The sequence below is a fragment of the Mucilaginibacter sp. MD40 genome, from assembly GCF_002288635.1.
In the GTDB taxonomy this organism is placed as follows: Bacteria; Bacteroidota; Bacteroidia; order Sphingobacteriales; family Sphingobacteriaceae; genus Mucilaginibacter.
Genome location: NZ_NRSW01000001.1, coordinates 243,098 through 267,447 on the forward strand (window position 1 = coordinate 243,098; position 24,350 = coordinate 267,447).

General features: G+C 44.7%; 23 protein-coding genes. 13 read left to right on the top strand and 10 right to left on the bottom strand.

The window, feature by feature from the left end:
* Positions 1 to 22: 22 nt before the first annotated feature.
* From CKK33_RS01095 to CKK33_RS01125, 7 genes are all read left to right on the top strand, one after another.
* Positions 23 to 3,217 carry a SusC/RagA family TonB-linked outer membrane protein gene (locus CKK33_RS01095; protein ID WP_095702331.1) on the top strand — a complete coding sequence of 1,065 codons (3,195 nt, stop codon included), beginning with the start codon at positions 23 to 25 and terminating at the stop codon, positions 3,215 to 3,217.
* A gap of 13 nt (positions 3,218 to 3,230) precedes the next feature.
* Positions 3,231 to 4,739: a SusD/RagB family nutrient-binding outer membrane lipoprotein gene (locus tag CKK33_RS01100; RefSeq protein ID WP_095702332.1), complete on the top strand. Its 1,509-nt coding sequence runs from the start codon at positions 3,231 to 3,233 to the stop codon at positions 4,737 to 4,739.
* Between the two features lie 134 nt (positions 4,740 to 4,873).
* A complete protein-coding gene (locus CKK33_RS01105; protein ID WP_233138123.1) occupies positions 4,874 to 5,824 on the top strand; it encodes a TIGR01212 family radical SAM protein in 951 nt (316 codons plus the stop codon).
* Between the two features lie 197 nt (positions 5,825 to 6,021).
* Positions 6,022 to 7,263 carry an acyltransferase gene (locus CKK33_RS01110; RefSeq protein ID WP_095702333.1) on the top strand — a complete coding sequence of 414 codons (1,242 nt, stop codon included), beginning with the start codon at positions 6,022 to 6,024 and terminating at the stop codon, positions 7,261 to 7,263.
* 14 nt (positions 7,264 to 7,277) lie between these two features.
* The gene (locus CKK33_RS01115) at positions 7,278 to 8,579 is read left to right on the top strand and encodes an acetylxylan esterase (RefSeq protein WP_095702334.1); all 1,302 of its coding nucleotides are present in this window, start codon (positions 7,278 to 7,280) and stop codon (positions 8,577 to 8,579) included.
* An 8-nt stretch (positions 8,580 to 8,587) separates the two neighbouring features.
* Positions 8,588 to 9,433, top strand: a complete 846-nt coding sequence (locus tag CKK33_RS01120; protein ID WP_095702335.1) for a hypothetical protein — start codon at positions 8,588 to 8,590, stop codon at positions 9,431 to 9,433.
* Between the two features lie 5 nt (positions 9,434 to 9,438).
* The gene (locus CKK33_RS01125) at positions 9,439 to 11,463 is read left to right on the top strand and encodes a tetratricopeptide repeat protein (RefSeq protein ID WP_095702336.1); all 2,025 of its coding nucleotides are present in this window, start codon (positions 9,439 to 9,441) and stop codon (positions 11,461 to 11,463) included.
* Between the two features lie 13 nt (positions 11,464 to 11,476).
* Here CKK33_RS01125 and CKK33_RS01130 read toward each other — a convergent pair whose 3' ends face one another.
* The 3 genes from CKK33_RS01130 to CKK33_RS01140 all read right to left on the bottom strand — a co-directional run bounded on the left by CKK33_RS01130 (position 11,477) and on the right by CKK33_RS01140 (position 13,587).
* Positions 11,477 to 11,944 carry an SRPBCC family protein gene (locus tag CKK33_RS01130; protein ID WP_233138124.1) on the bottom strand — a complete coding sequence of 156 codons (468 nt, stop codon included), beginning with the start codon at positions 11,942 to 11,944 and terminating at the stop codon, positions 11,477 to 11,479.
* 154 nt (positions 11,945 to 12,098) lie between these two features.
* The gene (locus CKK33_RS01135; protein WP_095702338.1) at positions 12,099 to 12,944 is read right to left on the bottom strand and encodes a sulfurtransferase; all 846 of its coding nucleotides are present in this window, start codon (positions 12,942 to 12,944) and stop codon (positions 12,099 to 12,101) included.
* A gap of 169 nt (positions 12,945 to 13,113) precedes the next feature.
* On the bottom strand, positions 13,114 to 13,587 hold the full coding sequence (locus tag CKK33_RS01140; protein ID WP_095702339.1) for a ribonuclease H-like YkuK family protein: 474 nt from the start codon (positions 13,585 to 13,587) through the stop codon (positions 13,114 to 13,116).
* A gap of 348 nt (positions 13,588 to 13,935) precedes the next feature.
* On the opposite strand from CKK33_RS01140, the gene CKK33_RS01145 reads away from it, so the two are divergent.
* The 6 genes from CKK33_RS01145 to CKK33_RS01170 all read left to right on the top strand — a co-directional run bounded on the left by CKK33_RS01145 (position 13,936) and on the right by CKK33_RS01170 (position 18,399).
* Positions 13,936 to 14,613, top strand: coding sequence for a tol-pal system YbgF family protein (locus tag CKK33_RS01145; protein WP_095702340.1), 678 nt, complete (start codon positions 13,936 to 13,938; stop codon positions 14,611 to 14,613).
* 120 nt (positions 14,614 to 14,733) lie between these two features.
* A complete protein-coding gene (ribH, locus tag CKK33_RS01150) occupies positions 14,734 to 15,234 on the top strand; it encodes a 6,7-dimethyl-8-ribityllumazine synthase (protein WP_095702341.1) in 501 nt (166 codons plus the stop codon).
* A 212-nt stretch (positions 15,235 to 15,446) separates the two neighbouring features.
* Positions 15,447 to 15,776 carry a bacillithiol system redox-active protein YtxJ gene (ytxJ, locus tag CKK33_RS01155; protein WP_095702342.1) on the top strand — a complete coding sequence of 110 codons (330 nt, stop codon included), beginning with the start codon at positions 15,447 to 15,449 and terminating at the stop codon, positions 15,774 to 15,776.
* Between the two features lie 325 nt (positions 15,777 to 16,101).
* Entirely contained in the window at positions 16,102 to 16,980 is an 879-nt protein-coding gene (gene lipA / locus CKK33_RS01160; RefSeq protein ID WP_095702343.1) for a lipoyl synthase, read from the top strand.
* A gap of 25 nt (positions 16,981 to 17,005) precedes the next feature.
* Positions 17,006 to 17,560 carry an RNA polymerase sigma factor gene (locus CKK33_RS01165; protein ID WP_095702344.1) on the top strand — a complete coding sequence of 185 codons (555 nt, stop codon included), beginning with the start codon at positions 17,006 to 17,008 and terminating at the stop codon, positions 17,558 to 17,560.
* The gene (locus CKK33_RS01170) at positions 17,560 to 18,399 is read left to right on the top strand and encodes an anti-sigma factor domain-containing protein (protein ID WP_095702345.1); all 840 of its coding nucleotides are present in this window, start codon (positions 17,560 to 17,562) and stop codon (positions 18,397 to 18,399) included. Before CKK33_RS01165 ends, CKK33_RS01170 begins: the two co-directional genes overlap by 1 nt.
* Before the next feature lie 243 nt (positions 18,400 to 18,642).
* On the opposite strand, the gene CKK33_RS01175 is transcribed toward CKK33_RS01170, so the two are convergent.
* The 7 genes from CKK33_RS01175 to CKK33_RS01205 all read right to left on the bottom strand — a co-directional run bounded on the left by CKK33_RS01175 (position 18,643) and on the right by CKK33_RS01205 (position 24,345).
* Positions 18,643 to 20,148, bottom strand: a complete 1,506-nt coding sequence (locus CKK33_RS01175; protein ID WP_095702346.1) for an NAD(P)H-hydrate dehydratase — start codon at positions 20,146 to 20,148, stop codon at positions 18,643 to 18,645.
* Positions 20,149 to 20,200: 52 nt separating this feature from the next.
* Positions 20,201 to 21,052, bottom strand: a complete 852-nt coding sequence (locus tag CKK33_RS01180; protein WP_095702347.1) for a UDP-2,3-diacylglucosamine diphosphatase — start codon at positions 21,050 to 21,052, stop codon at positions 20,201 to 20,203.
* Positions 21,053 to 21,409: 357 nt separating this feature from the next.
* Entirely contained in the window at positions 21,410 to 21,934 is a 525-nt protein-coding gene (locus CKK33_RS01185) for a DinB family protein (RefSeq protein WP_095702348.1), read from the bottom strand.
* Positions 21,931 to 22,626 carry a YjjG family noncanonical pyrimidine nucleotidase gene (locus CKK33_RS01190; protein WP_095702349.1) on the bottom strand — a complete coding sequence of 232 codons (696 nt, stop codon included), beginning with the start codon at positions 22,624 to 22,626 and terminating at the stop codon, positions 21,931 to 21,933. Before CKK33_RS01190 ends, CKK33_RS01185 begins: the two co-directional genes overlap by 4 nt.
* Before the next feature lie 8 nt (positions 22,627 to 22,634).
* Positions 22,635 to 22,838, bottom strand: a complete 204-nt coding sequence (locus CKK33_RS01195; protein ID WP_095702350.1) for a helix-turn-helix transcriptional regulator — start codon at positions 22,836 to 22,838, stop codon at positions 22,635 to 22,637.
* Positions 22,839 to 22,840: 2 nt separating this feature from the next.
* Positions 22,841 to 23,809 (bottom strand): DUF2975 domain-containing protein, encoded by a 969-nt coding sequence (locus CKK33_RS01200; RefSeq protein ID WP_095702351.1) that lies wholly within the window; start codon positions 23,807 to 23,809, stop codon positions 22,841 to 22,843.
* Positions 23,810 to 23,916: 107 nt separating this feature from the next.
* On the bottom strand, positions 23,917 to 24,345 hold the full coding sequence (locus CKK33_RS01205; RefSeq protein WP_158223370.1) for a DUF4279 domain-containing protein: 429 nt from the start codon (positions 24,343 to 24,345) through the stop codon (positions 23,917 to 23,919).
* Positions 24,346 to 24,350: the final 5 nt, after the last annotated feature.

The window sequence follows — 24,350 nt, forward strand, 5'->3', positions numbered from 1 at the left end:
TTTATGAATAGGAGTGTCAAATATGAATAGACTACTATTACTCACTTTTTTACTTTTTAACGCGGCCATTGTTGCAGCACAAAACAGAACGGTTACCGGTACGGTAACTGCAGCTGCCGACAAAGGCATATTGCCCGGCGTAAGCGTACGCGTGAAAGAAGCGCAGGCGGGCACCGTTACCGATGCTAATGGTAAATACACCATTAGTGTGCCTGCAAATGGCGCCACACTGGTTTTCTCATTTGTTGGCTTTGCCTCACAGGAGGTACCTATTAACGGCCGCAGCACAATTAACGTAGCCCTTGGCGAAAGCAGCCAGCAACTGGGCGAAGTTATCGTAACGGCATTGGGTATTTCGCGCCAGGAGAAATCATTGGGTTATGCAGCCCAGCAGATCAAAGGCGAAAACCTGACCATGACCCGCCAGCCCGATTTTAATACCGCTCTTGCCGGTAAAGTGGCCGGTGTGCAATTGTTGGGTGGTTCGGGTGCTAAATTTGGTGCCTCAACCATACGTATCCGTGGTATTAACTCATTACAGGGTGGTAATCCTATCTACGTAGTTAACGGCGTTGTTACTGATCCTAACGCTATTAATAATGATGACGTGGAATCACTTACCGTGTTGAAGGGCCCTGCCGCGACTGCACTGTATGGCCAGCGCGCTTCTGAAGGCGCCGTGGTAATTACCCTTAAGAAAGGATCAAAAAAAGGCATTGGCGTTACCGTAAACCAAACCACCACGCTTGAGCGTGTTTACACCCTGCCTAAATACCAAAACGAATACGGTGGCGGTACCAGCCAGGATTGGAATGTTTACAACTACCAGGCCGGCGACCCCGAATACCTGAAAGGTTTCAACGGCATTAAGTATTACGATTATTCTGTTGATGAGAGCTGGGGCCCTAAAATGGATGGCACCCTGTATGCTCCGTGGTATTTCTGGGATCCGTCAAACCCGGGCTTTGGTAAACTAAAACCTTTTGTTGCGCAGCCTAACAACATCCGCGATTTTTACCAAACCGGTGTTACAACCAACAACAACGTATCTTTCTCAAAAGGGGGCGATGATTACAATACCCGTATCTCATACACCAACTTAAACCGTACCGGTGTAAGCCCTAACACCAAGCAAAGGCGTAACAACCTTAGCTTTAATGGCGATGTTAAACTAACCTCTAAATTAACGGTTAGCGCCAACATCAACGTTTTCCAGGAAAATTTAAAGAATGTACCTGCAGAAGGCTACGGTACGCAAACATCAGGCTCATTTAACCAGTGGTTCCACCGCGATATTGAGATGAACCAATTGAAAAACTATCGCAGGCCTGATGGTACTTATACTACCTGGAACATTACCGCCCCTACGGACCTTACCCCAAAATTCTGGGATAACCCGTATACCGAGGCTTACGTAAATACTGCTGAGGCCAACAACAACAGGCTTTACGGTAACGTAACCGCGTCATACAACATCCGTAAGGATCTTAAATTCTCGATCATCGCGCGTGGTGATTATTTAAACCGCGATGCCAACAGTCGTGTAGGTTCATACACCATTAACCCTGATGCCTACAATGAAGACAGCTACCAGTACAAAGAGTACAATTATGTGGCATCTTTAGAGTACGATCACATGTTTGGTAAAGACCTTTCTTTCCGTGCGGGCGCCTTTGCCGAATCAAGGGAAGACGTTACTAAATATCTATCATCAGGAACCAATGGTGGTTTATCAGTACCTGAGTTATATACCGTAGGAAACTCGTTAGACCGCCCAAGCACCACTTCTATCCACTCTACTAAAGTGGTGAACAGCGCTTACGGTTACACCTCATTTGGTTATAAACAGTTCCTGTACCTCGACCTGAACATCCGCAACGACGTATCTTCGGCCCTGCCAACTAACCATAATTCTTACTGGTATGGTGGCGCGTCTGGTTCATTCGTGTTTACAGAGTCTGGGCTTATCCCTAAAAACGATGTGCTTACATTTGGTAAGTTAAGGGCTTCTGTAGCTAAAGTAGGTTCCGACCTTCCGCCTTATCAGATTTTTCAAACGTATACCTTAAGCACAACGCCTTACGGCAGCAGCCCGGTACAATTTGTACCTAACACTTTGCCTAACGCCAATCTTAAGCCAACTTTGTCAACGTCTTATGAGTTAGGTACCGAGTTGCACTTCCTGAAAGGCGACCGCATCCGTTTTGATTTTAACTATTACCACCGTAACACTAAAGACCAGATCCTTAACCTGCCGGTTAACGGTAATACCGGCTACAGTGCGGTTGCTATCAACGCGGGTTCAATTATCAACCGCGGTATAGAGATCTCATTAGGTGGCACACCAGTTAAAACCAGTGATATTACTTATGACCTTAACTTCAACATAGCGTTTAACCGTAACAAGGTAGCAGCGCTGTATCCGGGCTTTAACACCTTGCGTACCTCTCCTGAAGGCGGTGGTGGTTCAACCATTTCCGGCTACCAGGCTGCAGGCTCAACAGGCTTTGGTTTCGTAGGTTCACCAAGCTTTTCTGTTAACAGCGTGGTAGGCCAGCCTTATGGCCAGCTTATCGGCTCAGGCTTTTTAAGAGATGCCTCAGGTAATGTTATTGTTGATGCAGACGGTTATCCTGAACGTAACGATAACGTAAACCTGGGTAACATCCTGCCTAAATTTACCGGTGGTTTCACCAATAACTTTAACTACAAAGGTATCAACTTCGGTTTCTCAATTGATTACCAGTATGGTGGTAAATTTGTATCGGTAACACAACAAAACCTTGCCGGTTCGGGTCTTGCCCTGTCAACTGTTGGTAACAACGAGAATGGTGTACCCCGCAGAAACGATCCATCGGTAGGTGGCGGTAGTCTGGTAAAAGGTGTACATGAAGATGGTACGCCAAATACCACTTACGTTGATACACGTACCTTAAATGAGCAATACTATAGCCAGATATGGGAACAGTATACTTATGATGCTACCTATATTAAATTAAGGGAAGTAAGCATTGGCTACAATTTACCTAAGAGCTGGTTTGGCCGTATCCCGTTACAGTCGGCCCGTTTCTCTATCGTGGCGCAAAACCCATGGTTAATTTACACCAAAGCAAGAGTTAAAGGTATTGACCCATCACAACTGCAAACCTCTTTCTATGAAGGCGGCCAGTTGCCTGCAACACGTACCATTGGTTTCAACCTTAATTTGAACTTTTAAGAATTAGAGATTTATGAAGAAGTTTTTAAATAAAGTTTTAGTTGTTTTTATTGCCGGTGTAGCGTTTACATCGTGCAAAAAAATAACTGACGATATCAACATCAGCCCCAACCAGCCTGCCAACCTCTCTACCGGCTACGCGCTTACCAGCGCAATCCAGTACATAGGCGGTACAGGCGGCGGCGGTGCCACAACCAACATTAACAGTTATGCCGGAGAGCTGTATTCACAGTATCTGTCTGAAACGCTTTACACAAACGAATCGAGGTTTGTACTGGCACAGTATGATTACCAGGGATACTATACCGGCCCGCTTACCGACTTAAAACAGATCATTGATTTTAACACCAATGAAAAAACCAAAAGTTTGGGTACTACGCTTAAGTATGGTTCAAACGCAAACCAAATCGCTTCTGCACGTATCCTTAAGGCATTCATATTCCTGACCATGACGGATCGTTGGGGCGATATACCTTACTCGCAAGCCTTACAGGGAAGCGCTAACTTAACGCCCAAATTTGACGCGCAAAAAGATATCTACACGGATCTTTTTAAAGAACTGACCGAAGCACAGGCGCAGTTTGATAATGGCGCGCCACTGGCAGGCGATATCCTTTTTGGCGGCGACAATATTAAATGGAAACACTGGGCAAACTCGTTACGCGCCGTTATGGCCTTACGTTTAAGCAAGGTTGACCCTACGACAGGCGCCGCTGAGTTTAAAAAAGCGATTGCCGATGGCGTAATGACTTCTAATGACGATAACGCTACGTACAATTACCTGGCAGAGCAAAATAACGAGAACCCTTATTTCGGTAACTATCGTAACCGTTATGACTACGCCGTTAGCGACCAGGTGGTAGACCGTTTAAAGGCCAACAATGACCCACGCCTGCCTGTTTACGCGCAGCCAACATCAACAGGCGGTTACGCGGGTTTACCTTATGGCACATTTGCCGACGCGTTAAAAGCTTACAGAATAGGTAACAGGAACGTATCTCAGGGCATTTTCAGACCGGGAAACATTTCACAAATTGGTATTGCTTACTCTAATCAGAGCAGTCCAACTACCTGGACAAGCTATGCGCAAACCCTGTTTGTAGAAGCCGAAGCCGCGCACCTTGGCTGGATTCCCGGAGGCGATGGCGCCGCTGCTACCTATTATACACAAGGTATAACTGCGTCGTTAGAGCAAAACAATGTGGATGGTGGTTCCATTGCTGCTTATTTAACTCAGCCTGGTGTAGTGTTTAACGCGGCTAACGCTGTTGAACAGATCATTACACAAAAATGGATCGCCAATTACCTGGGTAACGGCTGGGAGTCATGGTCGGAATACCGCCGTACCGGCTTCCCAAGGCTGCTTGACCCTGTGCCAAGCGCAGCCAATGCCGATAAGCATATCCCACGCAGGCAGCAGTACCCGCAATCGGAAAACGACCTTAACAAGCAAAACTACAACGAAGTTATTGCAAGGCAAGGCCCGGATGCGTTATCAACCCATGTGTGGTGGGATAAATAATCCAATTATTAACCTGAATATAAAGGGTGGCAAGCTTTCGCTTTGCCACCCTTTTTGTTGTATAAAAGCGTGGTTCCGCACATCCTCGAATCCATGAATTTGCACATCCTTAAAATCCGTATCTTTGCCCTATCATGATGTTAACCAACCAGGCAGGTGTAAAGTGGGAGAAGGGCTACAATAATTACGGCCCCTGGCTTCGCGAGAAGTATAAGGGCGCGCGTGTATTTAAGGTGATTGTAGATGGTGGTTTTACCTGCCCCAATCGTGATGGCAGCAAAGGTTATGGCGGTTGCACTTACTGCAACGTGGATTCGTTTACGCCCTCTGTAAGCCGTAACGCGCCAACCGTTCGCGAGCAGGTAATGGAAGGCATGGAACGCGCCCGTAAAGGCAATAAGGCCGATAAATTTATTATCTATTTTCAGCCTAACACCAATACCTACGCCCCGGCGCATTACCTTAAAATGTTGTATGATGAGGCGCTGAGCTACGGCACCGAAGATATTGTGGGCCTAAGTGTGGGCACCAGGCCCGACTGTATCGACTTTGAAAAAGTAGCGTTACTGGAAAGCTACACCGACCGCTTTGATGTTGACCTGGAAATGGGTATGGAAAGCATCTACAACGATACCCTTGCCCAAATTAACCGTGGCTGCAGTCATGATGAATTACTGAAAGCTCTTAAACTGGTAGAGAACAGCCCGCTGGATATTTGCGTGCATACCATTTTTGGCCTGCCCGGCGAAACGCGCGATATGATGCTGGCTTATGCCGAAGAGATCAATCGCCACCAGCAGATCAAGTTTGTAAAATTCCATCACCTGCATATTGTTGAGGGCAGTGTAATGGGGGTAAAATACAAGCGCGAACCATTTAAACTGTTCGGACTGGATGAGTACGCCGATTTCCTGTGCGATCTGCTGCCCCGTGTAAGGCCTGATATTGTGATACAGCGACTTTTTGGCCTAAGCGATCGCGAACTGCTCATAGCGCCCAACTGGGGGCTCAAAAAAAGTGAAATACAGTACCGCATAGATCAGCGCATACTTGAACGTGGCGTGGTACAGGGGAGTGCTTTGTAAATATGCAGATGTACAAATTTCAATTGTGCAGATACTTTTGAAACTCGTATTCCCTATTTCTCTAAGCCTGCTTTAAACAATTAGCGCTCAAAATCCTTAATTCATCGGTTGACGTAAGTCTGAAAATTACGGTTGGTATTTGGTTTGTATAACTTATACGAACATTTTACCGTAAAAATTAATTTCAAGATTCTGTTTTGGCGCAAAAACCTTTACAAAACTATATTCCGGCACTAACCGGGGTGCGCGCGCTGGCGGCATACCTCGTATTTATTTCGCATTTTGCCTGGGTTTTTGATGAAAAATTTCCCCGTGGTGTGCAACGTTTTCTTAACGAGTTTCACATCGGCGTTACTATTTTCTTTGTTCTTTCGGGTTTTTTGATCGCTTTCAGATATTTTGATAATTTTAAACTTACCGGCGACTGGTTTAAGCAATATTTAAAAAACAGGGTAGCGCGCATATACCCTATGTATTTCCTGCTTACGGCAGGCGCGTTTATTTATTACTACTTCACCCGCGACCCTAAGATCATTAACGGCTTCGGCAGCCCGGTTGGCTTGTTCTTCATGAACATCACTTTTATACGCGGCTTTTTTGATCAGTTAAAGTTTACCGGTATAGCGCAGGGCTGGAGCCTTACCGTTGAAGAATGCTTTTATTTCTCGGCTCCATTTATCTTTTACTTCGCTAAAAAGTACCATAGATTTTGGCTGCAATGGGCGGTGGTTACACTGTTTGGCGTTGGGCTGGTTATGATATTCAGAAACGTTAACTGGTATGGGTTCTTTGGTAATTTTACCTTCATGTTCCTGTATACTTTCCTGGGGCGTTGCTTTGAATTTTTTGTAGGTATACAGCTGGCGCTGATCGTTAAACGGAAACAGGCACAAATAACCGGGCAGGCAAAAACCTGGTTCACTTACAGCGGCTTCGCGCTTATATTTGTTTTTGTAGGAGTAATGTCGATATTGCCTATACCAAAGGGCGAGGTTGCCGGCCTGCACCACCCTATCGGCATCATCACCAATAACTATTTACTGTCTACCTCCATCGCTATCTTTTTTTACGGATTGCTCACCGAGAGTACCTTACTTAAGAAAATATTAAGCCTCAAATTTGTGGAGCTGCTGGGCAAAAGTTCGTATATCTTTTACCTCATACACCTGGGCTGGATGTATGACCTTTTACACCATTACCTCAATAAATGGAATGACGACATTTTTGAACTTTATGATAAATGGGGCAAGGATTGGATATCGCCTTTCCAATATGATAATTTAAACGTGCTTTACGCCTTTATTATACTCAACGGGGTAGCAATACTACTGTTCAGGCTGGTTGAAGAACCATTGAATCATTATATTCGGCAGTCGGATTTTTTGATCAAGAACAAGCCACGCAACCCTGATAATGATTCAGCAGCAATTAAAGCGTAAGCCCTTACACAACTATGGTGAACAGATCAAACAAGATATTTTTTTTATCAATACTGCTGTTAAGCTTTACTAGTCTTGGCGCCCTTGCGCAGGATAATGACGAGCAGGGCATTTCAACCGTGCTAACCGCCGGCAGCAAGAACGCTATTTTCGGCGACCATGCCAGCTATACCTTCGAGGTAAAAAACCCGACCAATACCCCTCAAACAGGTACGGTATCCTACCAGATCACGCAACACGGCAAGAGCATTAAAACAGCATCGCAAAAGGTAAACCTGGGTAAACAAAGTTCACAGAAATATAATTTTGACCTCCCCTCGCTCCCATCGGGTTTTTACAAGGTAAACTTTATGGTGAACGTTACCGAGTATGATGATACCACCCGCAGGGTTTTTGGCATACGGCCCGATGAGATACGGTCTAAATATTCCAAGCCTGCCGATTTTGATGCGTTCTGGAATAAAGCCAAGGCCGAACTGGCCGCCGTTAAACCTCAGTTTAAAATAACGCCCATGCCTAAAATGAATACCGATAACCGTAAGGTATTCCTGATAGAGATGCGCTCGCTGGATAATTACCTCATTAAAGGGTGGATGACCGTGCCTATTAACCGCAGTGCCAACCATAAGTTCTCGGTACTGCTGGGCTTACCCGGTTACCAGGTAAACCTGGCGCCCATTACCGGCCTTGATGAGGACCTGGCCATTATTACCCTTAACGTGCGCGGGCAGGGTAACAGCCGCGGGCCTATTGATACCCGCCGCGATGAATTTATTTTTTATCGTATCGAAGACCGTGATAAATATGTTATGCGCGGCGTTATTATGGATTGTATACGCGCCATAGATTTTATTTACGCGCAGCCCAACCTCAAGCACGATAACATATTAGTATCGGGTGGTAGTATGGGTGGCTTCCTGGCTATGGCCACAGCCGGGCTGGATAAACGGGTAAATTTATGTTCGGCGCAAAACCCCATTCTTTGTGATGTAAATAACCTCGATGGCGAAGTTACCTGGCCTATAAACGATATTAAGAAATACATACGCACACAGCCCGGCCTTACTTTTGAGAAAGTGCTGAGCAACCTTAATTATTACGACGCTAAAAACTTCGCGGAAACCATTACCTGTCCCATGATCATGGGGATAGGCTTGCTTGACCCCTACGCGCCGCCCTACAACGAGTACGCCGCGTATAACGCCAAACCGGGAAATAAACGCATAATGGTATTTAAGGACCTGGGGCACGAGATATCACAAGCATATAAAGACCTGGAAGGCCGCTGGATGCGCGATCACTTTGCCTTATTTTAATAAAGCCTATGAACAAACTTAAAACTAACTATAAAATCTTTATCATCGCGGCTGGCTTTATAGCCCTGGCATATGGCAACGCGCGGGCTGGGGGCTTCCCGGTACGCCCTAAAAGGCTTATCCTCTCGCCATCGTTCAGTTACTTTTATGCGAACAGCGGCTGGGACTCGCTCCGCAGAAAAACCCCTTTCGCCAATGAAGGGCAATTTGAATCCTTAGGCTTTTCGCTGTATGCCGAGTATGGCTTAAGCAGGCGCTTTACCCTGGTGGGGCTGTTGCCATATGTGCATAACACGTATGAGGATACTAAAAGCAAAACTGTAAGTTCGGGCCTTACTGATCTGGAATTGGGCTTACGCTATTACCTGGCCAACATTAATTATATTTATTACTTCACCATACAGGGTACCTACATCACCCCATTATACCAGGACCTTAGATTGGGCTACCGCGAGCAGGGCGCCGAAATAAAGCTGGCCTTTGCCGGCAGCGGCAAAGTGTTGGGTAAAAACTATTATTTTACGCTTGAAAATGGTGTCCGCCAATACTTTGGCCCCGACGGGCCAACGCAGGACCGTTACACCGGCACCTTTGGCCTCACGCTTGACAGGCGTTTCCATCACCAGGTATCGGTTTCGTTAGGCGGTTTTTACTCATCAAGTAGTTTTACCCGCTTTTCGCCTATACAGGCCATCAACAAAAATTTTGCTTTTAACCAGGCTTCGTTTACCTACGGCTACACTGCCAACAGGTATTTATCGGTTTTTTTAACCGGGGGCCATTTTATAAACGGGCGTAATACGGGCAATGGTACCACCGCGTCGGTATCGGTATTGGTTAAGCCTTTTAGATAATATTTATGATACTGAGATTTATTTTTGCCTTTATACTTTTACCCTTTTGCTGCCTTGCGCAAACGGCAGAAACCTATATCGGCGTAGGTAATACTGAAGCCAATATTAAAAACTACCGCCAGGCCATTACCGATTTCGGCAAGGCCATACAGCTGGAACCCAACAACGCAAAAGCATATTTTTACAGGGGAAACGCTTATAATAACCTTAAAGAGGCGGATAATGCTGTGGCCGATTATACCAAAGCCATACAATACGACCCCAACAATACCTTCGCTTATTTTTACCGTGCCAACATCAATAACGAGCGTGGCCGGTACGCCGAAGCCATAGCCGATTTTGATAAAGCTATTGCGCTTAACCCACGGGCGGATATGTACCACTACCGTGCTAACGCCAAAGCCAGCATGGGCAACCACCAGGGCGCGGTTGACGATTTTACCAAAGCCATAGCGCTTGACCCTAAAGACCCGTCGCTGTATGAATACCGCGGCGTGGCTAAGGCCAACTTAAAAGATAATGAAGGTGCCATTGCCGATTATGATAAGGCCGTTGCGCTCGACCCTAAGAACTCCGACCTGATCTATTACCGCGCCAACTCAAAAGGCAACATAGGTGATTACAAAGGTGCTATTGCCGACTACACCGCCGCCTTAGCGCTCAACCCTAAAAACGCCGAAGCTGTATTTTACAGAGGCAATGCCTACGGCAACCTTAAAAACTACAGCGCAGCCATAGCCGACTATAAAAAAGCCATCAGCCTGAACCCGAAACTGCCCAATATTTATAAATACCTGGCCAACGCACTAAGTAATAACAACGATAAAAAAGGCGCTTTACAATATTTCGGCGAAGCTTTAAAAGCCGACCCAAACAACGCCGACCTGTATTTATATGATGGCTTGGTAAGATATAACCTGAACGACAACGAGGGCGCCCTGGCTGATTTTAACAGATCCATAGAACTAAAACCAACATCAGAAGCTTACCAGAACCGCGCCGACCTTAAACTGGGTATGCGCAACTTCGGAGAAGCAAGGGATGATGCCGGCCAGGCTATTGAACTGGATGCCAAAAATAGTTATGCCTACATCAGCCGTGCCCGTGCCAGCCTGGAATTAAAAGATACTACAGCCGCTTTAACCGACCTGAGTCAGGGTATCAAAATAAATCCTTCTTATGATTATGCTTATGTAATGCTGGGCAACATTGCCGCGGGCAGGCATCATTACGACGAGGCCATTGGCTACTACAACAAGGCCCTCAGCTTGAACGCAGCCGATCCTGAAACTTACCTGAAACGTGCCGAAGTGCGCAATAAAGTGAGTGACCGATTTGGCGCGCTGGCCGACTATAAACGAATAGCCACGATTGATAAGGATGATGATAACCTGCGGTCGAGGTTTACCAGGTCAATGGTTAATGCACGGTTCTACAGCGAGAGCTTACCTGTATTGAACACTTTGATCACCAAGAATGCTAAAAACGCCAATTTGTATGTGGAGCGGGGTATAGCCAAACAAAACACCGGCGATCTGCAGGGTGCGATAACAGATTATAACTACGCGCTTAAGTTGGATACCGCTTCGGCAATGGCTTATGTTAACCGTGGGAATGCCAAATTTGAACTAAAGGACAATACGGGCGCCCTGGCAGATGTAGCTAAAGGCATTAAACTGAATGAAGGACTGGAAGACGCTTACTTTACACGCGGACAGATACGCCTGGCTACTAAAGATTACCAGGGCGCAATTGATGATTTTAATAGCGTAATATTCATCAACATGGAAAACATTGACGCTTACGCGTGGCGCGGACTGGCACGCAGCCTGGCTGGTGATATGCAACGCAGCAATCTCGATTTTAATTATGCCCTTAAGATAGAACCAAAAAACGCGACCGTATACTTACTACGCGGGCAGGCACGTGTGTACGCCAAAGATTTGGGCAATGCTTGTACCGATTTTAAACAGGCCATAAGCCTGGGCTCGAAAACCGCGGTTACAGAGGCAGCTAAATATTGTAAATAAAGGCAACAGCAGGCTACATTTTGCCGAATAACTGTTCTACAGCCTTAACGCGGTAATTGAAAATATCCTTTACCTTTTTGCCCACAAATGCCTTGTTGGCTATGGTGCCGAATATGCTGTAAGGGATAGCGTAATTTAAAATGTCTGTCATTTCTATACCGCCGGGTATTTCCTTAAAATGATGCTGATGGTGCCATAGGGCATAAGGGCCAAAACGCTGCTCATCCACAAAATACTGCCTATCTGCAACGTGGGTAATTTCTGTCATCCAGTTCATCTTGATTCCCAGTAAAGGCGATATTTTGTACGTAATGATCATACCTGCATACATCTTCGTGTCCTGAGTGTAATCAGACGTTACTACAAACCGCATATCAGGCGGTGTTATCTTCTGCAGGTTTAACGGCGATGAGAAAAAGTCCCAGGCCTCATCCATGCTGATGGGTATCTGCTGTGTAAATTTAAGTGCGTATGTTTTCACGTTTGCATTAACAGGTTATCTGAAGAATTGTTGTATTGCTTAATTGTTTGGCTTTCAATATTATTGATTTATTATTCAAGGAACAACAATATAACCATCTAACCATTAATCAATCAAACATTAACAATAAAGCGATAGAACAATCAACCTGAAATTACAATCCGTTCGCTTCGGTAGCAACAGGCAGGTCGCGGCGGCTCCACTCGCTCCATGATCCTACATATAGTTTTGGGCCATGTATGCCCGCGTACTCCATACCCAGCAAAGTATGCGTAGCCGTAACGCCCGAGCCGCAGTGCACAATTACATTTTCGGGTTCTACTCCTTTAAAAGCGCCTTCATATAAAGTTTTAAGTGCCTGGGCTGTTAAATATTTCCCTTCCGGCGAAAGGCTGTTACTGTAAAACAGGTTTACCGCACCGGGTATGTGCCCTGCCACCAGGTCTAAAGGTTCAGTATGGCCTAAGTAACGTGCCCCTTCCCGCACATCAATTACCACGTGGTTATCCGCGCGGGCAGCCTGTTTAACTTCGTCAATGTCCACAGTGTTTTTATATTCATCAGCCACCGGGTAAGGTGCAGCCGCGGGGGTTGGCTTGTAGGCTTCGGTATTGAGTTCCACTCCCTTGTCAGTAGCCGCTTTGAGTCCGCCGTTAAGCACTTGTACGTTATCATGTCCTATCGAACGTAACATCCACCACAGCCTCGCTCCGCCCATGGCGGCGTTCTTATCGTCATACACAATCACATGGCTTTCGGGAGTAATTCCCCAGCGTTGCAGGGTTGCGGCAAAATCAGTAAGGGCCGGTAAAGGGTGACGACCGCCAAATGCCGGTTCTTCAGGATGCGCGGCCAGGTCATCATCCAGCGAAGCAAAAATAGCCTTTGGTAAATGGCCCTGTAAATAGCGCTCATGGGCGTTTGCCCCTGCACGTACGTCGATCAGTACAACTGCGGGATCAAATATTTTAGGGTCGGTTATTTCTATTAAAGGGGACATGGTGGGTAGAGATAAATGGTTAGAGATTAGTCATTGGAGATCAGAGATCAGGTTTCAGTAATAGCAACCAAGCCTCTGCCTGCCTAATTAACGGCAAGTTAGAAAAAGCAAGGCAAATTTAAAACGATGCTAACTAATCCGTAATTAACAAATCTTTAATCTCTACCCACTACTGCACTATCTTGTTAGCGCAGCACGAACTGGCAAAAGCTTCGGGCTTGGCTTTAAACACAAAGCCCATGCTCAGGATGTAACCCATAGCCTCGTGCAGGGCCTGGTTACTTTTAAACATAGGGTTGGTATTAATGTCAGCATGTACTTCCAGATCAACATCGTACAGGTCAAGCAGGTCGCAAAGTTTGTATGCAATGTCAATAGATTTTTGTACCTCGTGCAGCATGCGCTCTTTGATGCTCATTTTTTGCGATGTACGCTCCTGGTGGATAAACATGAAAGCGCCCCGCTGCTCACGGATGAATACGATGACGGTAGCAAAATCCGTAACCGTGCCTTTTACCTGCGAATCGGTACCAATGCATACTTTAAGCTTGTTGCCCAGGTTGATTTCCCGTTCAATAGCTGCCTCTACCTCTTCCAGAATGGGTGTCTGGATCACCTCGCCGCTAAATTTTCTCCAGGTCATAAAAATTGGGTTTAGTTAATTTTTAATATTGACCCGTTACAGGTCTATAAAAATAAGCGATAAACTATTTTATAAACGTTATCTCCGGGTGATTTATTTGTTAACATTGATTTGATTATTAACATGTTATAGGCAAGCATTAAACTATGGCAACACCCGGAAAGCGAATGGCGGTTCAATTAAGTGATAGTAATTAAGGCGAAGGGCAAGTACACATATCCAGGCCAAATTTAAATAGGCAAAAATGGCGTTGCCCAACGCTCATAACTTGCTAAAAAACAAACCCAAACTTTAATTTGGTAAAAGCATTGAAAACCGTATTTTTGCAGACTTAATTTTAAAATACAGATGTCAGCAACCGAGGTGAAAACAAAAACTGAAGCACAGAAAAGCAGTGTTGTAAAAAGCGGCAGTTTTGTTCAGGAAAACCAAAAAAGCTTGTTATTTATTGCAGCAGCCATTGTTGTAATGATTGTTATTTATATAGCCTACCTTAAATTATACCTCGGCCCAAGAGAGAGTACCGCTGCTAACCAAATGCACGTAGCGCAGGATTTTTGGGCAAACAAAGAGTGGGACAAAGCCATTAACGGCGATGCCGGCTACCCTGGCTTTAAAAAGATCATCAGCGAATACAGCAACACTAAAACCGCTAACCTCGCTTATTTTTACCTGGGTACCGCTTATTTAAACAAAGGCGAATACCGCCAGGCTATTGAAAACCTTACCAATTTCCGCAGCGACGATAACATGGTGGCCGCTGAAGCACTTGGCGCTACAGGTGATGCTTATGTTGAGCTTAAGGATTACGACAAAGCCGAAACTTACTTTAAGAAAGCTGCCGATAAAGCTTCAAATAAATTCCTTACTCCTTTTTATCTGAAAAAACTGGGTTTGGTTTATGAGGCTAAAAAGGACAATAAAACCGCGGCAGAAACCTACAAAAAAATTAAAACAGACTACCCGGAAAGCCCTGAGGCGCAAAGCATTGATGCTTACATAGCACGTGCCGAAGCCCGTTCATAATTACGGTTTCCTGTAAATGATAACATAATGCCTGCCCAAAGCAGGCATTATTTGTTTAAAACTTATATTTACCACGTAAAACATCACGGGCAACCATGCCTGCTTATTATTTAAGATCAAATGGCCACACAGTTAAAAAACCTTTCAGATTTTTCAAGCGGCGGCGAAATACCATCAGCCGAAAACTTTAGCTTTGGCATTGTGGTAGCCGAATGGAACGCCGAAATTACCAACGCGCTGTACGAGGGCGCTTACAACAGCCTGATCAAGTATGGCGCCAAGCCCGATAACATCCATTCTTACCCAGTACCCGGCAGCTTTGAGCTTACCACCGGCGCAGAGCTACTGTTAAAAAATAAAAAACTGGATGCCGTTATTACCCTTGGTTGCGTTATACAGGGCGAAACCCGCCATTTCGATTTCATTTGCGATGCTGTAGCCAACGGCGTAACCAATGTTGCCATAAAATATTCAAAACCTGTTATCTTTGGAGTATTAACTACCGATAACCAACAACAGGCAATTGACCGTAGCGGTGGCAAACATGGTAATAAAGGCGACGAGGCTGCGGTAACGGCTATTAAAATGGCTAAACTAAACGAAACCTTACAAGCCCGATAACGTACAAATACTAAGTTATAAGCATACATGAAAAAGATCTTTTACATCGCTATTGTAGCACTTGCCCTGGGCAGCGTGGCATCATGTTCAAACAAACTTTGCCCGGCTTACGGTTCATACCCTAATCACCGTTAATCGGTTTTTCTGCAAAAACCAAAGTAGTTTTACACTGTTTTTACTTATAAGAAACTTTATAAGCTTATTTTTGCAGCATGGAATGGACAAAGTTGGAAACCGCTGATCAGCTGGAGAATATCAAGAACAAAAAAGGTTACAGCCTTATTTTTAAACACAGCACCCGCTGCTCTATCAGCATGATGGCCAAGCGGCGTTTTGAGATGGATTGGGATAGCTTGCCGGCTGATATGCCTCTTTATTTCCTCGATCTCATCAAACACCGTGATATTTCCAACCAGATAGCACAGGATTTTTCTGTTTACCACGAGTCGCCGCAGATGTTATTGATCAAGGATGGCGAGTGTGTATTGGACCAATCACATAGTTCCATATCTGTAAATGAGGCCGTAAGTGTGATGGCTTAATGAAAGAGAATCAAGACTATTAGATTCAGGAACCAAGATATTGAAAACTCCGCAGGCTACACCTGCGGAGTTTTTTAGTAAGAGCCATTCCGTTTATCATGAAGCATCTACCCTACACCTTGCATCGCATAAATTAGATTCTTCGCTAACGCTCAGAATGACAAAACTAAATAACTTGTCATGCTGAGGAACGAAGCATCTGATCTATCGCATATATTAGATTCTTCGCTACCGCTCAGAATGACAGAAACTCACATTATCGTTTCTGCGTAATATTCATTTACAGCCGGGGTGCATCTACCTTGTTTTTAACTATTTTTGTAACATGATTGATTTGCCAGTAGTACCAGCAAACCCGCCAAAACGTAAACCTGATTGGTTAAGGGTGAAGCTGCCTGTAGGGAAAGAGTACGCGCATGTGCGCGGCTTGGTAGATACGCATAAACTGCATACCATTTGCGAAAGCGGCAATTGCCCCAATATGGGCGAGTGCTGGGGCGCCGGTACCGCAACATTTATGATACTGGGCAACATTTGTACACGCTCCTGCTCATTTTGCGCGGTGGCTACCGGCAGGCCTTTGGCTGTAGATATGGACGAGCCTAACCGCGTGGCCAATTCGGTAAAATTAATGCAGGTAAAACACTGCGTAATTACCTCGGTTGACCGCGACGACCTAAAGGATGGCGGTTCTATCATTTGGGCCGAAACCATTAACGCTATACGCCGCGAAAGCCCGCAAACCACACTGGAAACACTCCTGCCCGACTTTAGGGGCATATGGGATAACCTGGACCGTGTAATTGCCGTACGCCCTGAGGTAGTATCGCACAACCTGGAAACCGTACGCCGCCTTACCCGCGAGGTACGTATACAGGCAAAATACGATCGCAGCCTGGAAGCCCTTAGCCGGATATCAGCGGCCGGCCTGCGCACCAAATCGGGCATTATGCTGGGATTGGGCGAGAAGGAAGAAGACGTACTGGAAGCAATGGACGATCTGTTAGCTGCCGGTGTACACATTTTAACTTTGGGGCAGTACCTGCAACCTACCCGTAACCACCACCCAGTAGTTGACTGGATACACCCCGACCAGTTTGCCGCATACAAGGAATGGGGCTTAAAAAAAGGATTTAAGTATGTAGAAAGCGGGCCGCTTGTGCGCTCCTCTTACCACGCGGAAAAACATTTGTTTGATATGTGATGTTTCCTTGCTATCTTTCAATACTTTGAGTCCGAAAAGAAAAATATCACTACCAGAAGAGGAGCTTATACAGGCCATGCAGCGCCGCGAGAAGATCGCCGCTGAAGCTTTGTATGATATGTATTCCGCGTCATTATATGGTGTTATCGTCCGTATTGTTATTCATGAGGAACTGGCCGAGGATGTTTTACAGGAAACATTTATAAAAATCTGGAATTCTTTTAATTCTTACAGTGCCGAAAAAGGGCGTTTATTTACCTGGATGGTCAATATCGCCCGGAATTTATCTATTGATAAGGTACGGTCCAAGGATTTTAGGAATCAGGGAAAAAACCAGGAACTCGAAAATAACGTAACTTTCATAGACGAACAAAGGAATACCGTTTACAACCCGGAATTGTTGGGTATCAGGGATATGGTTGCAAACCTTAAGCCTGAACAAAAATCCATTCTCGACCTGGTATATTTTAAAGGTTACACACACGTTGAAGCTGCCGAAGAGCTGGGTATACCGCTTGGCACCATCAAAACGAGGTTAAGAATGGCTATTCAGCAACTCAGAAAATATTTTAATGAATAGTGGAAGACGTTAAGGCATATATTGAATCGGGCATACTGGAGCTTTATGTTTTGGGCGATATCAGCCCGGAAGATAAGCTGCAGGTGGAGCAAATGGCCGCTCAATATCCTGATATAAAAGCCGAACTTGATGACATAGCGCAATTAATGGAACGCTATGCCGGTGAACATGCCATTGAGCCTGCTGAGCAACTGCGCCAGAAAATAATGAACAGCCTGCTGGTTAACCTCGGCGACGATAGAAATTTCATTAAACAGCGCAAGCATACAGATGAGGAAGAGTTTGAGGACGATAAGATCATAACCCTACCGCAGCGCAACCAGTTTTATAAGTATGCTTTTGCCGCCTGTTTAACCTTACTCCTCATCAGTATATACGGGTTGGTTAACCTTTATAGTAAGCTACAGGACTCAAACACTCAGATAGCAGCCCTTCAGGCTGATAAAACCCGCTTTGCCAACCAGGTTAACCTGATGGACAGCCAACTGGATATGTATCGCGACACCAGCTTTAAGGTTCTAAAACTAAAAGGTATGCCAAAGTCACCCGGTGCGGCTATGGTACTGGCCTGGAGCCCCGTTAACAAAAAGGTAATGGTAGATGTACAAAGCATCAAACTGCCGCAGCATGACAAGCAGCACCAATATCAACTATGGGCATTGGTAAAAGGCAAACCAATGGATATGGGGGTTTTTGATAACCCGACTGGTACAGACACCGCCGGTGTAAAGGAAATGAAAAATGTTGCCCTGGCCGATGGCTTTGCCGTAACGCTTGAACCAACAGGTGGTAGTATTAATCCATCGCTTGATCATATGGTAGTAATAGGGCAGTTCTGATGTGGTGATATAAGCTCGCGTAGTCTATTATATGTTACCCTGCGACCATCCCACTATGACATATAAATGTTAAAATCTGTTAAACAAGGCTGATATTATACAAACAAACCAATATTTCACGTTGTTATTGTAACGTATGACTTAAAAAAACGTCATATAGTTACTTAATTAGAAGTATTTAGTTCTTTATAAGATCAGTTAATAGTTTAAAAAGGCGAATGTTGATACTTGCATTCGCTTTTTTTATGCCGTTAACTTTGCCATGGTTGCCGGCAATTGTTGTATTACGTACTGCGGCAATACCACATGCATACGGTTTGGCAAAGCCAGCTCATCTCCCGCCCTGCCGTGCAGGTATACACCCAGCAAGCAGGCATCTTCCGGTGTATATTTTTGAGCCAGCAAGCCGGTAATTACACCGGTTAACACATCGCCCATCCCCCCGGTAGCCATAGCAGGGTTTCCTGTAGCATTAAAATATAATCTCCCTTCTGGGGTGGCGGTTATGGTATAATCGTTTTTAAGAATAATATTTAATCCCATTTCCTGAGCTTTCTTCTTGGCTGTCTGGATACGCTGCCACCAGTTATGGTGCAGGCCAAACAAACGGTCAAACTCTTTCATGTGAGGGGTTAATATACTTCCGGCAGGTATCTTGTTTAACAATTCCTGATGCTTGCTCAATACATTTAACGCATCGGCATCTATCACTACAGGTTTTGTGTAATTTTCGAATACGGCTTTTAATAATTGAAGCGTACCATCTTCGGTACCTAAACCCGGGCCAACGGCTATTACGCTGTATTTATCCCATTCTATATCGGGCAGTTCACCTTGTTTACGTAGCAAAGCCATTACCTCAGGCATAGCAGAGTTAAGAGCTACCAAACCACTCTGCGGAACACAAGCAGTGGTAAGGCCTGCTCCCACATGCGCACAGGCCGATGAAGCCAACAATACCGCGCCCATGGTTTCGTCCTTACCGGCTATTACCAGCGCATGGCCATAAGTGCCTTTGTTACTAAAATGCTTACGGGGTTTGGCTATAGCCCGTATATCGCGCTCCTGTACATAATAATAGGGTGTATTTACCTCGTTAATAAATTCCTGGCTCAGTCCTATATCCACCACTTCAAAGCAGTTAATATGCGGACCCGACTCAGGCAACAGGAAATTTATTTTAGGCTGCTGAAAGGTGATCACCAGATCGACGCGGAGCACTAATGCACCCGTTGCAATTTCGCCATCCGTATAAAAACCTGTAGGTACATCAACAGCAACCGTGGTTTTGTTAAGGCAGTTGAGGCATTTAACAAGTGTTTGATAATGGCCGGTTAGTGGTTTATTAAGCCCGCTGCCCAGCATAGCATCAATAATGAGCGAAGCCGATTCCGAATAATCATCTGCCACATGGGTGAGTTCTGTTACCGGTATGTTGGTTGCCTTAATAAGATTGAGATTAGTATTAAAATCGCTGCTGGCCTTATCTGAAAACCGGGTGATGATCACTGAAAGCTGAGTATAACCATGGTCGACAAGCAAACGGGCAATAGCCAGTCCGTCGCCTCCATTATTACCTGTACCGCAGTACACCGCTATACTTTGCTGCTTATCCTGAAAATGATTGATGAACCAGCCTACAAAAGCTTTTGAGGCGCGCTCCATCAGGTCGATAGAAGTTACCGGCTCGTGGGCAATGGTATAAGCATCCGCCTCGCGGATCTGATTTGAAGTAAGTAAAGGCAGCATATTAACCTAAAGATAGGATTAATCGCTTTTGTTTTAAAGATAAACTACAGGGTTAAACCTCCTGCCTGAAACGCTCCAACAGGTTGCGTACATCCAGTTTGGCATCGAGGTCCTCGGCGTCGGTATGATCGTCGTCTTCTGTTTCCTGCTTAAAATCGTCGGGGTTATATTTAAATATCTTCCAGTCGTTGTTGTGATATTCCAGCGCGGTAAGGCTTTCCACCCAATCGCCACTGTTAAGGTAAGTAACAGAACCTGTTTTTTCGGTAGACTGTATCTCCCGGATCTCGGCATGGTGTATATGTCCGCAGATCACGTAGCTGTATTGCTTTTCAACCGCGAGGTCGGCAGCGGTTTGCTCAAACTGGTTAATAAACTTTACCGCATCCTTAAATTTCGCCTTAACCTTTTGCGAGAAACTCATTTTAGGTTTGCCCATCACGGTAAGCAGCCAGTTGGTAAAGCTGTTAATAAGGATAAGCGTATCATAACCAACCGCGCCAAGTTTGGCCAACCATTTGGAGTGCTGCATGGTAACGTCAAACACATCGCCGTGGAATATCCAGGCTTTACGGCCATCAATATTTAACACTATTTTATCCAGCAGTTGAAAAGTACCCAGGTTAAAATCAGTGAACTTACGCAGCATTTCATCATGGTTACCGGTAAGATAGTAAACCGGCACACCATCGGTAACAAATTTAAGTATGCGGCGTACCACCTTCATATGCGCCTCGGGCCAGTATGATTTGCTGAACTGCCAAATGTCAATAATATCCCCATTGAGGATAAGCATTTTGGGCTTTATACTTTTAAGATACTTGAGGAGTTCTTTTGCGTGGCAGCCGTAGGTGCCCAGGTGTATATCAGATATAATTACAATATCAACTTCGCGCTTTGCCATTCAAAAACAGGCGGACCGGCATGGCCCCGTCAAATCGTTTTTTAAAATACCGGCTGGCGGTGCTAACGGCTCAGAAAGATTTCTCTTCCTCGTCGTCTTCGTTCACCTTTAGTTCGTAAGGGCTTAGATAGAATGCACCGAGCAATACCAGTAATCCTATTACAAACAAGTAAGTAAATTCAAGATTCATCTTTCCTTATTTTTACAAATGTCGGGCAATCAAATTATTACAACGTTAAGACTGCGTTAAATGTAAAAGGTTACATCCCAGCGAATAAATAATTTTGCAAGCGGTTAAACAGTCCTAACAGCGGTTAAAAATAGCCACTGCAGATGAAAAGCGCATGAAAGGGAATGTTAATTTCTGTTAAAGCTTTCGCGTATACGCTCCAGTTGCTTTAAATGGTGTTGCAGGTGTATACGGATAAATTTGAGCCATTGCCCCGCGTTTAACATACCCATACGGGGATGCTTGTAACGCCATTGCGGTTTAGCATTTTTAATGGTGCCAACAATGCCATCTATCCGCTTACGCACTTTCACAATCAGGTTTTTGGCTTCTTCTTTATCAATGCGTTTTACATCGGCCTCCATCTCGGGCGATGCCTTTACTTTAAACGGCGGGAAACTGCCTGTGAGTAATATATAATATCCTGCGAGTGTGGGGCCGTCTTTGGTTGGTGGGCAAACATTATTTGTACAACGTTCCAACGCTATGCTGGCTTTTAAAGTAGCCTTGAGGACATGATCATACACTTCGGCATAGCTCCAGCCACCGTTTAATGGTGTTTGAATAAAACGCTCATCGCTGATATCATCTATAAGGCGGCGGTAACGATTAAGGGCTTCGTCAATAGCGCGGCGCTCGCTGGCAATATTCATAATATTAAAGTTAACTCTTTTAAATGATGAATTTGTACAGGCACATCCGCCGGTTTTTCTGAGCGCATTGGGTTAAAGTAAATGGCATCCATACCCACGCCGATGGCGCCGCGTATATCAGCCTCTATGCTATCGCCAATCATTACACTTTCTTGTATTATAGCGCCTGCCAACGCCATAGCATGATGAAATATGCCGGGGTCGGGCTTGTTAACGCCTACATCTTCGGAAATGATGATGTGCTGAAAATACCGTTCCAGGCCGCAGCCGTTTATTTTTAACCGCGACGCGTCCTTAAACCCGTTTGATATCAAGTGCAGGGTATACTTATCCTGCAAGTAGGCCAGGGTTTCATGCGCGTGCGGGAACAGGTTAGTTTTGGTGGGGCAAAGCTTTACATAAGCATCCTCAAAATCGGCAGGGATGCTATCTGGCGATAAGCCCAATTCGGTAAAAGTACTTTTAAAGCGGGCCTCACGCAGCTCATCTTTGGTGATCTCCCCCAAATGGTATTGCGCCCACAAACGATGGTTATGGCGGGTATACGTTTCAATTAAAGCCACCGGCGACTGCACCCCTATTTCTTTTAAATTGTAGCTACCGTACAGCTCATGCAGCGTTTCCTCCGCGTTTTTATCAAAATCCCAAATGGTATGGTCAAGGTCGAAGAAAATATGGCGGTATGGTTTCATGGTAGTTATTAGTCAATAAATTCAAGGATATCTCCCGGCTGGCAGTTAAGCGTGCGGCAAATAGCTTCTAAAGTTTCAAAACGTACGGCTTTGGCCTTACCTGTTTTAAGGATTGATAAGTTAGCCATGGTAATGCCTACTTTCTCGCTCAATTCGGTAAGCGATATTTTTCGCCTGGCCATCATCACATCAAGATTTACTAATATGGGCATTACTATACAGTTAAATCGTTTTCCAGCTTTAATGTTTGGCCTTGTTTAAAAGCTTTAAACAACAGCAAAAATACGGTTCCGGCAATTAATAACGGCCATAAACCCGACCATATAGAAGGGTTCAACATGAGATCGTCAGTGAAATAATTACTAAAAATTAACCGGCTTAAACCTACAAGCAGTAGCGTAATTAGCGGATAACTCAATAAGCTAAAAGCTATTAGCTTTAACCTGTTCACATTTTGCGTGGTGAAAGTGAGCCCCTTTGATACATCTATAATAAATTTTAAGAATGCCCCGACCAGGTAAAATATACATACTATAAGCGAAACCCCTATTACCATCAGGATGATATTGCATATATTTTTAGCAGCAGAGCTAACCGGTATCATGACGCAATTTTCCTTCGTGTTATATCTAAACTTTACAGGCTCATCAACCTGCCGGATGGTAAAGTGCTGCCCGTAACTTTTTTGGATAACTTTATCATTTATCCATTTACGCACATATGCCTGCCCTCCCTCCATGTGAAACTTACTTTCAGTTAACCCTGTATGGTGATAAGGCTGCGGATTAAGCTGCCAGGCGGGTAGCTTGATATAATATTGGGAGGCGGATCTTATCCTACCTGCATTATTCGTGATAGTGCAGGTATCGCAAAACTGTCCCTCAGCAGTAGCCATTATCCAACCTGACTTCGCCCCACTACCCGCTAACCACTCGCCGTTCTTGAGATCGCGTTTCATTTGAATTAGTTGCCGTGCAACCTGATATTGATCATACGGCAAATTGGCGGGGGGTTCTGGGTCTGTAGGTGGCAGTACGTTTTCTGCCGTAAAAGTTTGTTCAACTCTCTTTTGCCCTATAAACCTACCATTCGTGAACAAATAGTAAGCTTCGGCCGCTAAAAATGCGAATACAACAACAAGGGTAAGATTTACCAGGCGGTTAGTAGTAAGGTTACGTTTCATGATTTGTGATGGTTGTATCACAAATGTATAGTAATATTATTTATATACAATATATTTTTATCGAAAAACAATAAATTAGTTATTAGATTATACTTTATTCAATAACATCAAAATGCATATAGATCAACATCAAATTCGATTTTTAATTCCCGGGCTATTTTGTTATATCTATTATATAAATGTACCCAAGGAGTGCTTTCGCCATTGCCTTTATAAACTTTGATGGCGCAAGCAAATTCGCTATAGTACTTAGAACATAAATTCTCAAATGCGGCCCTGTTATCTTCGATAATATTGAGTAGGGTACTCATCTGATCTTCAAAAGAAGCATGCATGCTTAAACCACTATCTATAGACCAAAGGTTATTGGGCCAAACTGGCGAGTCAGGACGTTTTAGATTTCTCGGCTGCCCCTTTACTCTAATATAAGTGGGTACCTGGCCTGTCATTTCGCTGATCTCATCATGGTTTATATCATCAAAGTCAACGATAAGTAGCCGCAGGTCTACGACATTTGATTTAATCTTTGCTTTCATTCTAA